Consider the following 11,899-nt stretch of genomic DNA (forward strand, 5'->3'; position numbering starts at 1 on the left):
CGTCAGTGCTGCCGCGTCCCCCGTCAGGGCTCCGTCAGAAGTCCGCCGGGGGAGGGCCGAAGGGCCCGTCGCCGCCGTTCCATTGAGGGGACGGAGCAGCATCGGACGGGGAGGACGGTCACGTTGCGGGGACGAGTCGTGGTGGGGGTGTACGGATCCCTCGGGAGCCGGACGGCATTGCACGCGGCGCACGCCGAGGCCCGGGCGCGGGAGGCGGAACTGTGGGTCGTACTGGCCTGGCAGCCGCCGCTCGGCGGACCGGGCGCCCGGCGCGGCGGGGGAGGGACCCCGCTGCTCACCGCCTCGCGGGACGCGGCGGTCGAGCGGTTGCGGGAGGTACTCGACACCGCCTTCGGGGGTTCACCGGCGGCGGTGACCCTGGCCGGGCTGGCGGTACGGGGCACCCCGGGCGCAGCCCTGGTGGGCACCGCCCGGGACCCCGCAGACCTGCTGGTGGTGGGTACGGGACCGCGTCGGCCCCTGCTGCGCGCGCTGCGGCCCTCGGTCTCCCGGTACTGCCTGGCGCACGCCCCCTGCCCGGTCCTGGCCGTGCCGCCCGGTCACCTGCGGGCCGACCTGAACGCCGTACGCCGCCGCATCGTGTGGCGGCGGCCCCTGGACGCGGGAGACCTGGTCCGGCGGGCGGCATGACCCGGCGGCGGCGTGACCCGGCCCCGGCCGCGTAACGCGGCCGGAGCCGGGGCCGGATCACTATGTGCGGCCGTGCTCAGCCGCGGTCGCCGCCGCCCTGCTGGTCGCCCCCGCCCTGCGGGGCGGTCAGCAGGACCTCGCGCAGCCGGGCGACCAGGGCGGAGGCGCTCTCCGGCTCCTCTGCGGTGCCCTTGGCGCGGGAGTCGTCGGTCGACAGCTGCTCCAGATTGTCGGAGAGGACGTCGGCGTAGGCCTGCTCCTTCTCCACCATTCCGCCGGGCTGGCGCAGCCCGATGGTGACCTCGATGGCCTTGCCGATCAGGGCGGTCATCACGAACGAGTACAGGCCGAGGATCACCGTGGCGGTGAGCTGCTTGCCCAGGAGGTCCCAGGAGCCGCCGTAGAAGAGGCCCTTGTGGCCCGTCAGGGTCCCGGTCGCGCAGAGGCCGGCCATGACCATGCCGACGATGCCGCCCCAGCCGTGGATGCCCACCACGTCCAGGGTGTCGTCCACTCCCAGCCGGTACTTCCAGCTGATCGCGAACGCGCAGCTCAGCCCGGCGAGGAAGCCGATGACGGTGGCCCACACCGGGCTCACCCCGCCGGCCAGCGGGGTCATGGCGACCAGTCCCGTGACGGCGCCCATGCACATGTCGAGCAGGCCGACCTGCCGGGTGCGCCACCAACTGGTCACCGCCCAGCCGGCCATCGCCGCGCCCGCCGCGAGCTGGCTGTTGAGGAAGGCCATCGCGGCGCCGCCCGGCGTCTCCAGGGAGGAACCGGTGTTGAAGCCGAACCAGCCGAACCACATGAGCGACAAGCCGATGACCACGAGCGGCAGGTTGTGCGGCCGGATGCCCTGGCGGTCGAAATCCGCCCGCTTGCCCGCGACGATGGCGAGGGCGAGTCCGGCGGCCCCCGATCCGATCTCCACGACCGTGCCGCCGGAGAAGTCGACGGCGCCGAGCTGCTCGGCGACCCAGCCGGCCGGGTCGAACACCCAGTGCGCCATGGGGATGTAGACCAGCAGGGTCCAGGCGATGACGAAGGCGATCCAGCCGCCCATCTTCGCGCGGCCCGCGATGGATCCGGCGATCAGGGCCACGGTGACGACCGCGAAGGACAGGTGGAAGACCACGAAGGTGACCGTGGGCACCGAGCCGGTCAGCGACCGTGCGTCGATCCCGCGCAGGAAGGCGTGGTCGAGGGTGCCGATGACGCCGAGCCCGCCGGCATCGGGGCCGAAGGCCAGGGAGTATCCGATCGCGAACCAGAGCACGGTGACGATCACCATGCAGAAGAAGATCATCTTCAGCATGGCGACGATCTGGCCCGTGCGGACCATGCCGCCGTAGAAGAAGGCCACTCCGGGAGCCATCAGCAGCACCAGGGCCGTGGCCATCATCAGCCAGGACGCGTTGCCGGAGTCGGCGACGGCCGGTGCGGCCCAGACCGCGGATGCGGTCGCGGCAATCGTGTGCGGGGTCACTTGTCACGCTCTCGTCGGTCCAGTACGGATACGATTTCGGCGAGCAGCGCGGCGTCCTGCTGCTCCGCCGCCCCGTCCTTGGAGGCGCCCACCGCGGCGGGCTCGCGGGCCCCGGCCGCGGCTCCGCCGATCCGGTCGCGGATCTCGTCCAGGGTCTCGTTGTCGTAGGCGACCTCCTCCTCGCGGCCGGGTACGTTCTCGTACTCCTCGGAGGCGCGGAAGCCGACGGCCTTGTCGATCACCTTGGCGATGAGCCAGGTCATCACGAAGGCGAAGGAGCCGACGGCCAGGACGGCGACGGCCTGACGCCAGAGCAGGTCGAGGCCGCCCCCGTAGAAGAGGCCCTTCTTGCCGCTCATCGCGGCCGTCGCGAAGAAGCCGATGGAGAGCACGCCGACGATGCCGCCCCAGCCGTGCACGCCGACCACGTCGAGGGTGTCGTCGACGCCGATCTTGAACTTCATGTTGATGGCGAAGCAGCACACCACACCGGCGGTGAAGCCGATGATCAGCGCGCCGAGCGGGGACACTTCGCCGCAGGCCGGCGTGATGGCCACCATGCCGGCGACCGCCGCGGAGGCCACACCCATCATCTCCACGTGGCCCAGCCGCCACTTCTCGATGATCGGCCAGCCGATCATGGCGCCCGCGGCTGCCAGTTGGGTGTTGAAGAACGTGGTCGGCGCGCTGCCCTCGACCTGGAGCGCGGAGCCCGCGTTGAAACCGAACCAGCCGAACCACAGAAGCGCCAGACCGATGATGACCAGGGGCAGGTTGTGCGGGCGGATCGTCTCGCGCTCGAAGTCCTTGCGCTTGCGCAGCACGATGGCCACCGCGAGCCCCGAGGCCCCCGAGCTGAGCTCGACGGGCAGGCCGCCCGCGTAGTCGAGCGCGCCCAGGGACTTGTTGATCCAGCCGTCGGGCGCGAACACCCAGTGCGCGGTGGGCACGTAGACCAGCATGGTCCAGGCGACGACGAAGACCAGCCACCCCTTCATGGTGGCGCGGCCCGCGATCGAGCCGCTGATCAGCGCCACCGTGATGATCGCGAAGGACATCTGGAAGCAGGCGAAGATCACCGTCGGGATGGAGCCGTGCAGGGAGTCCATCCCGATGCCCCGGAAGAAGGCGTGGTCGAGATTGCCGATCATGCCGCCGCCGGCATCCTTGCCGAAGGCGAGGGAGTAACCGACCGCGACCCACAGGATGGTCACCAGCGAGAGGCAGGCGAAGCTCATCTTGAGCATCACCAGCACGTGCTTGGTCTTGACCATGCCCCCGTAGAAGAAGGCGAGGCCCGGGGTCATCAGCAGCACCATGGCGGTGCTCGCCATCATCCAGGCGGTATTACCCGTGTCGTAGCCACTGGGCATGTGCGGAGCTCTCTCTGGTCGTGAACGGGAGCGAGGGTGAGGCGAGTTCAGGTCTTGCGCAGGTCCGGGGCGGGTACGCCGATCAGCCTGCGCCGCACCGCGTCCCAGACGGCCCCGAGCGCCCGGGTCACGGCCTCGGTGTGGTCGCCGAGCACCCGTACCCAGGCCCCGCAGTCCTGCGGCAGCACGCTGACTCCGTACGGGAGTCCGCGGCCGGCCAGGGTTGCGTGCAGCAGGTCGGCGAGCTCGCGGGCGGGGACGAGCGGGCTGACGGCGAAGAAGCAGGCCATCACGGACCGGCCGGCCAGCACGGCAGGTCCGTTGACGGCGCAGCCGCCCACGCGGTGGCCGCCGACCCCCTCGGCCCCGCCCGGTTCCAGTCGTACGGTGTCCAGGGCCACCAACTCACCGCCCGGCCGACGCAGTTCGAAGTCGGAGGCGAAGACCTGGTAGGCGTTGCGCTCGCCGTGCGCGAGCCGGCCGGCCAGGACGGTCTCGCTCACCAGCACGGTGGCCGTGGGGTCGGCGGTGATCACCGTGCGCTGGTAGAAGCGGGAGTCGACGTAGGGGATGACCGGGTCCGGCAGGTATTCGACGTACGCGTCCGGGCCGACGGTCAGGAAGGTCTGCAGGGCGGCGTAATCGTGCTCCATCCGGTAGACCTTGGTGGCCGCCTGGGTGGTGACGTGCCCCGAGGTGCCCGGGCCGAAGGACAGGTCGGTGCGCAGCCGGTCGGCCTGGACGACCCCGCCGCCCGTGGACATCAGGAAGGTGACGGGCAGGTCGGGGCGGTGCGGGTCGAAGTAGAGAGGCCGCATGATCTGGAGCGGGGACTTCTGGTAGTGCCGCACCAGCTCCGTGCGCCCGCCGACCCGCTCGAAGCCCAGCTCCAGCAGGCCGACCTTGCCGGGGCGCCCGACACCGAGGGTGTCGGGCACCGAGGAGTGCCGCAGGACCTCCAGGGGGACGCGCGGCGGTTCGTAGTGCGCCGCCTCCAGGCGTGCGGGCGGCAGGAGGGCGCGGGGCGGAGCGTGGGGCGGAGTGTGGGGCGGGTCCGCCACGACGCTCACGCCGGCACCCGGCGGAAGGACTCGATGAAGTTGGCCACGTCCTCCAGGCCCTGCCCGGTGAGGCAGTTGGTCAGGACCACGGGGCGCCCCTCGCGCACGCGGTGCGCGTCGGACTCCATGACGTTGACGTCGCAGCGGACGTACTGGGCGATGTCGATCTTGTTGATCACGAGCATGTCGGACTCGGTGATGCCCGGACCGCGCTTGCGGGGCATCTTCTCGCCCTCGGCGGTGTCCAGGACGAAGAGGAAGAGGTCGACCAGGACCGGACTGAACGTGAGGGTCAGGTTGTCGCCCCCCGACTCGTAGAGCAGGGTGTCGACATCGGGGAACCGTTCCAGCATCTCGGCGCCCGCGGCCAGGTTCATCGTCGGGTCGTCGCGCACGGCGGTGTGCGGGCACGCGCCGGTCTCCACGCCCACGACGCGCTCGGGGTCGAGCACCCCGGCCAGGGTGCGGCGGACCTGGCGGGCGTCCTCCTGGGTGTAGATGTCGTTCGTGATCACGGCGGGCCGGTGGCCGCGCGCGATGAGCACCGGCACCAGAGCCTCGATCAGCGCCGTCTTGCCGGAGCCGACGGGGCCGCCGACGCCGACGCGCAGGACGTTGTCCTCGGTCATCAAAGTCACACACCTCAAGTAAAGGACAGCTTGGCGAAAGGGAGTGGGATCGGGGCAGTGGTCTATGTGGCGAACAGGCGTGCCTCGGCCCGCTCGTGACGGCCCGACATCACATCGGCCATCGGAACGCACCCGCCGAGATCGGCGAGTTCGCGGCGCAGTGCCGCCCCCGCCACCTCCTCGATGACGGGTGCGATCCCGCGCAGCACCACCTGGGCCTTGCGGTGGTCGGTGAGCCGCAGCCGCAGTGCGGCCCCGGTGAAGCTGGCGGAGTAGGCGAACAGGTCGCTCACGACGGCCTGTTCGGCCGCGACGCCGGCGGCCGCGTACGCGACACCGGCGGCCACGGCCTGTGAACCGGGGGCCCGCTTCGCGGCCACGAGCTCCGCGTACCGTTCGAGCGGCTCCCCGCCGACGCACTCGCGGGCGAGGTCCAGCAACTGGCGGCCGGTACGGGTGGCGGCGCGGCGCAGCCCCTCGTTCAGCTTGGCCGCGCTCAGCCGCTGGTCGGTCTCGGCCAGGGCGTCCCAGTCACCGGCCAGCGCGGCCCGGTGGGCCAGCGCCAGCGCGGTGGCGTCGGAAGGCCCCACCGAATGCCGCAGCAGGTCGGCCAGCAGCGCCGGTACGCCCTCGGGGGTCACGGCCTTGGCCTGGGCGTAGCCCTCCAGGCCGTGGGAGAGGGTGTAGAAGCCGCTGGGGAAGGCCGAGTCGGTGAGCTGGAGGCTGACCAGCAGGGTCTGTACGGGCGTCACGGCCGCGGTGTCTCCGGCCGCGGTGTTCACGGCCGCGGTGTTCACGGCCGCGGTGTTCACGGCAGTGCTCATGCCAGGTAGAACAGGTGGTTCAGGGGCAGTTCGCGGGCCGGCTCGATGGTGGCCGGCACCCCGTCGAGGGTGACCTTGTAGGTTTCCGGATCGACGGTGATGACCGGAAGGGCGTCGTTGCGGACCATGTGCTGCTTGCCGACGCTGCGGCAGTGCCTGACCGGCAGGACCCTGCTGTCCAGGCCCAGCTTCTGCGGTACGCCGAGGTCGATCGCGGCCTGCGACATGAAGGAGACCCGGGTCGCCTGCTTGGCCTTGCCGTAGGCGCCGAACATCGGCCGGTAGTAGACCGGTTGCGGGGTCGGGAGCGAGGCGTTCGGGTCACCCATCAGCGCCCAGTTGATCAGTCCGCCCTTGATGACCATCTTCGGCTTGGCGGCGAAGGAGCCGATCGGCCACAGCACGACGTCGGCGAGCTTGCCCGTCTCCAGGGAGCCGATGTGCTCGGCGGTGCCCGTGGCGATCGCCGGGTTGATCGTGATCTTGGCGAGGTAGCGCAGGGCGCGGAAGTTGTCGTTGCGCTCGGTGTCGCCGTCGAGCTTGCCGCGCTGGTCCTTGCAGTGGTGCGCGGTCTGGAAGGCGCGGGTCCAGGACTCGCCGATGCGGCCCATGGCCTGGGAGTCGGAGGAGAAGATCGAGATGACCCCCTCGTCGTGCAGCACGGTCTCGGCGGCGATCGTCTCGGCGCGCACCCGCGAGTCCGCGAAGGAGACGTCCTCGGGGATGTCGTGCGACAGGTGGTGGCAGACCATCACCATGTCGAGCAGCTCGTCGACCGAGTTCACCGTGTACGGCAGCGTCGGGTTGGTGGAGGACGGCAGGACGTTGGGCTCGCCGGCCACCCGCATGATGTCGGGGGCGTGACCGCCGCCCGCGCCCTCGGTGTGGAAGGTGTGGATGGTGCGCCCGTCGATGGCCGAGCGGGTGTCCTCGAAGAAGCCGGACTCGTTCAGGGTGTCGGTGTGCACCGCGACCTGCACGTCGTAGGCGTCGGCCACGTCGAGGGCCCGGCTCAGCGCGGCCGGGGTGGTGCCCCAGTCCTCGTGCACCTTCAGGCCGCAGACGCCCGCCTCGACCTGCTCGATCAGCGCTTCCGGCAGCGAGCCGTTGCCCTTGCCCAGCAGGCCGACGTTGACCGGCAGGTCCTCGGACGCCTGGTACATGCGGCCGATGTTCCACGGACCCGGGGTGCACGTGGTGCCGTTGGTGCCGTCGGAGGGGCCGGTGCCGCCGCCGATGAGGGTGGTGATGCCGTTGGACAGGCCGTGCTCGGCCTGCTGCGGGGAGATGAAGTGGATGTGGCTGTCGATGCCGCCGGCCGTGGCGATCATGTGCTCGCCGGAGATGACCTCGGTGCCGGGCCCGATGACCAGCTTCGGGTGGACACCGGACTGGGTGTGCGGGTTGCCGGACTTGCCGAGACCCGCGATGAACCCGTCCTTGATGCCGAGGTCGCCCTTGACCACGCCCAGGACCGCGTCCATGACCACCACGTTGGTGATGACCAGGTCCAGAGCCCCCTGGAGGCTCGTGGCCTGCGGGTCCTGCGCCATGCCGTCGCGGATGCCCTTGCCGCCGCCGTAGACGGCCTCGTCGCCGTAGTGGCCCTCGTTGTGGTCCTTCTCGACCTCGACGATCAGGTTGGTGTCCGCCAGGTGGAAGCGGTCGCCGACGGTCGGCCCGAACAGGTCGGTGTACTGCTTGCGGCTCAGGACAGCCATCTCTACTTGTCGCCCTTCTTGGAGGACTTGGACTTCTTGGCGGCCGCGGGCTTGGCGGCGGGCTTCGAGGCGGCCGGCTTCGCCGCGGGCTCCGTGGCCGGCGCGGCCGCCTGAGCGGCCGCGGCCTGCTGCGCCGACTCGGCCCGGGCTCCCAGGAATCCGAGCTCGACGGCCCGGTTCATGGCGCGGACGCGGGTGTCGGTGGAGCCGAGACCGCCGTTGGTCAGCGAACTGAAACCGATCAGCCGGCCGTGGCCGCTGTACGCGGTGAGTGCGACCTCGCGGGTGTCGCCCGGCTCGAAGCGGACGCCGGTGCCGGCGGGGAGGTCGAGGTGCATGCCGTAGGCGGCGTTGCGGTCGAAGTCGAGGGCTCGGTTGACCTCGAAGAAGTGGTAGTGCGAGCCGACCTGGATGGCGCGGTCACCGGTGTTGGAGACGGTGACCTTGGCCTTGCGGCGGCCGGCGTTGATCTCCACGGTGCCTTCGCCGTAGAGGTATGAGACGCCACCTGACATGGTGGTACTTCCCTTCCTTCGGATCAGTGGGGGGAATGGCCGTGCGGGTGGCCGTGACCGTGACCGTGGCCGTCCGCGCGGCGGTGGCTCTCGCCAGATGTGTGGGCGTGCGCGTGCGTGTGGTGTGCGTCCGGGTCCGCGTGGTCGTGGTCGCCGCCCGGGCCGTGGGAGTGCGCGTACCCGTGCCCGTGCTCGGCGTCCAGGCCCTCGGCCACGCCGTCCTGCCCGTGGGCCAGCCGGTGCAGCGCCTCCTGCGCGCGGGCCCGTACGACCTCGGTGATCGCCGCGTCGGACAGCAGCGGACCGGTGTCCACGACCCCGGCCGGGAGCCCGGCGGGCGGGGCGAACGCGGCCCGGACCAGAGAGACGTGGCCCGCGCCGAGACGGCGGCAGCGCTCCGCCCCCTCCGCCAGGTCCGGGTCACCGCCGTCGAAGGCCACCTCGACCCACCGGTGGTGCCCGTACTGGCGCACCAGCCGGGCCACCCGGAACAGATCGGCGTCCTCGAAGGGACTCGCCGCGGGTGCGGTGACCAGGACGGCAGAGGTGTCGGGGGCCTCGCGCACCGCCTTGAGGGCGGCGGTACGGAGCCACGCGGTCAGGTGGTCCACGGTGGCGAAGGGGGGCGCCAGCACGAGCCGCCCGGGCCCCTCCTCCCGGCTCGACCAGCGCAGGGCGCGGGCGCAGTCGGCGATCAGACCGGGGTCGCGTCCCAGCGTCATCGGGACCACGCACACCGGCTCGGGCGAGGCGGCGAGCGCCGCGCGCACGGCTTCGGCCAGCGGCCGGCCGGGGTGCACGGCACCTGCCGCGGAGCCACCCTCGTGACCGCCGGCCCGGATGACCGTAGCCGCCGATTCCGTTGCCCGGCCGGGCCGTTCGGGCCGTTCGGGCCGTTCGGGTGCGATGGCCGCCACCGCTCAGGCGCCGACGGGGTCGTGGCAGGAGACCAGCTTGGTGCCGTCCACGAAGGCGGCCTCGACCTGGAGCAGAGGCAGCATCTCCCGTACGCCCTTCATGACATCGGCGGCGGAGACGATCTGCTTGCCGAGCTCCATGCACTCGGCGACGGTCCTGCCGTCGCGGGCGCCTTCGAGGATGCCCTCGCTGATGAGGGCGCAGGCCTCGCTGTAGTTGAGCTTGACGCCCCGGTCCCGCCGCTTGCGGGCCAGGTCGGCGACGACGTAGATCCAGAGCTTGTCCATCTCACGGGGAGCGAGATTCATCGGTCACTCACTTTCGGCTCTCAAGGTGGTGTCAGGTCCGTTGCAGTCGGGGGATCTGGGGGACGGCGGCGACGAAGACGATCGTGGTCAGGACGAACGGCCAGGTGAAGGTGTGGCCGCCGAACGGGGCGAAGAAGGCGGTCATCGCGGCTGTGAGCCCGGTTGCCGCCGCCGCGCCCAGGACGGCGAACGCGAAGCTCCAGTTGGACCGCACGAGGAAGACGCCGCACAGGGCCATCGCGACCAACACGCTGCTGTAGCCCATGAGCCCCTGCGAGACGCCCTCGGCCGGTGAACCCATCGCCCAGGCGACGAAGATGGCCGTGACGCTGCCGACGCAGGCCATGACCCCGGCGACCCGGCTGGCCACGAAGATGCCGGCGAGGAAGATCAGGCCGACGTACCACTGCGGCATGAAGAAGATCTGGCCGACGTTGGCGAAGAAGGCACGCCAGAGCTGGCCCCAGTCCAGCACGGTGGTTCCGCCGGCGGCCCCCGGCAGCGCCGCCAGATCGGGGCCGGTGTGCCACACCCGGGAGAAGCTGGGCGCGGCGATGGTCATGACGCTCGCGATGATGCAGAACGGCGCGGTGAACGTGGGGATGTTCCAGGTGCCGAGGACCGTCGCCAGCGCCGAGGTGACGACCACCACGGTGATGCTGCCGCCGATCGCGAGCAGCAGGGTGGACAGGTGGTCCCACCCGAGGAAGACGGCGAAGCCGAGCGAGACGAGGGTGCCGTTGAAGCCGCGCAGTCCGGCCGAGACGATTTCGCGGTCGATGCCGAACGCGTAGGCGGTGGCGGTGCCGACGACCGCGCCGAGGAGTCCGTAGAGGGCGTACTGCCAGCCGGCGGCGGCGAGGGCGGCGAGGAAGAAGATGCCCGTGATCGCGTTCGGCATGAAATCGACCTGGGCGACGCCGCGTAGAACTTCCTGGATGAAGCTCGCCGGTTGGGCGGGAGGAGCCTGGCGTGCGGGCTCCGTTGCCAAGGCCTGCATTTCATTCTCCTGTGTGCAAAAAAGAGAGGGCCCCGAAGGGCCCGTGAATCGGCGGTGCGTTGACGATGACAGTACCGGTGAATCGGAGTAATTCCGCCTGGGGTTGGGCGTGTCGGGGGAGGCGGGAGAATGCGACCGGGTTGTCATAAATGTGTTCGTCATTCCCATTCCCATGAATGGAAATAAAATCTGAAGATCGAATATCGGAGGGTGCGGGAGAGGCCGTTCGGCGCGCCCGGAAGGGTCATCGCCGCCGCCGTGATGGCGCGCCGAAGCGGCCGGACCCGGAACGGTGGTGTCCCTTGGCGGGGTGCGAGTCATTGCGGGTGCCCGATGGTGGTCCGAGCTGTCGCCGGCAGCCGGCGCCGCCGTCATGGCGGCCGGGATCATCTCGGCCGGCCTGCACCTGATCGGCCGGGACGCGCTGTCGATCGCCGCGCTGGCCGTCTCCGCCGCGCTGTGGCTCGTCCTCGCCGCCGACTTCACCGCCCGGCTCCTGGGCGACCGCCGACGGTTTCGCGCCGAGGCCGACACCCCGGCGGCCCTCACCGCCGTGGCCGCCACGACCGTGCTCGGCACCCGGCTCTCCCTCCTCGGATGGCAGCCCGTGGCCCTCGGGCTGCTGGTGCTGGCCGCCGCGCTCTGGCCGGGGCTGCTGGTCGCCGTACTGCGGCACTGGGGCTACCGGATGCCCGGTGCCGCCTTCCTCGTCTGCGTGGCCACCCAGGGGCTCGCCGTCCTGGCGGGCACCCTGGCCGCCGCCACCGGCCGCGACTGGCTCGGCCGTGCCGCGCTGGCCGCCTTCTGCCTGGGGCTGCTGCTCTACGCGGAGTCCCTCGTGCGCTTCGACTTCCGCCAGGTCGTCTCGGGTGCGGGCGACCACTGGGTGGCCGGCGGCGCGCTCTCCATCACCGCCCTCGCCGGCTCGGGGCTCACGGCGTCACCGCTGTGGACGGGATGGGCGCACGAGGGGCTGCGTACCGCCACCCTGGCGGCCCTCGGCCTCTCCTTGGCCTGGTACGCCGTGCTCCTCGCCGCCGAAGCGGTCCGGCCGCGCCCCCGCTACGACATCCGGCGCTGGTCGAGCGTCTTCCCCCTCGGCATGACGGCGACCGCCTGCCTCGCGGCGGCCGCCCCGACCGGGGTGGAGTGGCTGCGGCCCCTCGGCACGGTGCTGCTCTGGGTGGCGGTCGGGGCGTGGGTGCTGACCTTCGTCGCCCTCCTCGCGGACCGCGGGCCCCGGCTGCGAAAGTGAGCGGAGGAGCCCGGATTCCCGGCCTGGTTACTGAACTTGATTGGGTGATGTCGGGTTGATCGTGGTCAGTCGTCCATGATCAGACCGGTTCCTGCGAGGCATCCGTCGACGAGGTGTGGTCGGTACTGGATCTGCTTGAGGCTTCGCTTCACGGC

Annotated in this window: 12 protein-coding genes; 2 read left to right on the forward strand and 10 right to left on the reverse strand. The window is 71.2% G+C overall.

All coding sequences use genetic code 11. The annotated features are described in order from the left end of the window. Positions 1-123: 123 nt before the first annotated feature. Entirely contained in the window at positions 124-651 is a 528-nt protein-coding gene (locus AC061S_RS38485; RefSeq protein WP_478690523.1) for a universal stress protein, read from the forward strand. Between the two features lie 76 nt (positions 652-727). Here AC061S_RS38485 and AC061S_RS38490 read toward each other — a convergent pair whose 3' ends face one another. The 10 genes from AC061S_RS38490 to AC061S_RS38535 all read right to left on the reverse strand — a co-directional run bounded on the left by AC061S_RS38490 (position 728) and on the right by AC061S_RS38535 (position 10,489). After that, the gene (locus AC061S_RS38490; protein ID WP_478690524.1) at positions 728-2,140 is read right to left on the reverse strand and encodes an ammonium transporter; all 1,413 of its coding nucleotides are present in this window, start codon (positions 2,138-2,140) and stop codon (positions 728-730) included. After that, positions 2,137-3,513, reverse strand: a complete 1,377-nt coding sequence (locus tag AC061S_RS38495; RefSeq protein ID WP_478690525.1) for an ammonium transporter — start codon at positions 3,511-3,513, stop codon at positions 2,137-2,139. Before AC061S_RS38495 ends, AC061S_RS38490 begins: the two co-directional genes overlap by 4 nt. 47 nt (positions 3,514-3,560) lie before the next feature. Next, on the reverse strand, positions 3,561-4,574 hold the full coding sequence (locus AC061S_RS38500; protein WP_478690533.1) for an urease accessory protein UreD: 1,014 nt from the start codon (positions 4,572-4,574) through the stop codon (positions 3,561-3,563). Between the two features lie 5 nt (positions 4,575-4,579). After that, entirely contained in the window at positions 4,580-5,203 is a 624-nt protein-coding gene (gene ureG, locus AC061S_RS38505) for an urease accessory protein UreG (protein WP_478690526.1), read from the reverse strand. Positions 5,204-5,265: 62 nt separating this feature from the next. Next, positions 5,266-6,027 carry an urease accessory protein UreF gene (locus AC061S_RS38510; RefSeq protein WP_478690527.1) on the reverse strand — a complete coding sequence of 254 codons (762 nt, stop codon included), beginning with the start codon at positions 6,025-6,027 and terminating at the stop codon, positions 5,266-5,268. Beyond that, on the reverse strand, positions 6,024-7,748 hold the full coding sequence (gene ureC, locus AC061S_RS38515; RefSeq protein WP_478690528.1) for an urease subunit alpha: 1,725 nt from the start codon (positions 7,746-7,748) through the stop codon (positions 6,024-6,026). Before ureC ends, AC061S_RS38510 begins: the two co-directional genes overlap by 4 nt. A 2-nt stretch (positions 7,749-7,750) precedes the next feature. Further along, entirely contained in the window at positions 7,751-8,263 is a 513-nt protein-coding gene (locus AC061S_RS38520; protein WP_478690529.1) for an urease subunit beta, read from the reverse strand. A gap of 23 nt (positions 8,264-8,286) precedes the next feature. Continuing rightward, positions 8,287-9,063, reverse strand: coding sequence for a sirohydrochlorin chelatase (locus AC061S_RS38525; protein WP_478690530.1), 777 nt, complete (start codon positions 9,061-9,063; stop codon positions 8,287-8,289). 120 nt (positions 9,064-9,183) lie between these two features. Next, entirely contained in the window at positions 9,184-9,489 is a 306-nt protein-coding gene (locus tag AC061S_RS38530; RefSeq protein ID WP_243332378.1) for an urease subunit gamma, read from the reverse strand. A gap of 31 nt (positions 9,490-9,520) precedes the next feature. Beyond that, positions 9,521-10,489, reverse strand: a complete 969-nt coding sequence (locus AC061S_RS38535) for an urea transporter (RefSeq protein ID WP_478690531.1) — start codon at positions 10,487-10,489, stop codon at positions 9,521-9,523. 310 nt (positions 10,490-10,799) lie between these two features. Here AC061S_RS38535 and AC061S_RS38540 point away from each other — a divergent pair, with 310 nt between their 5' ends. Beyond that, on the forward strand, positions 10,800-11,744 hold the full coding sequence (locus AC061S_RS38540; RefSeq protein WP_478690532.1) for a tellurite resistance/C4-dicarboxylate transporter family protein: 945 nt from the start codon (positions 10,800-10,802) through the stop codon (positions 11,742-11,744). Positions 11,745-11,899: the final 155 nt, after the last annotated feature.

It is taken from the genome of Streptomyces sp. CA189, assembly GCF_056428985.1.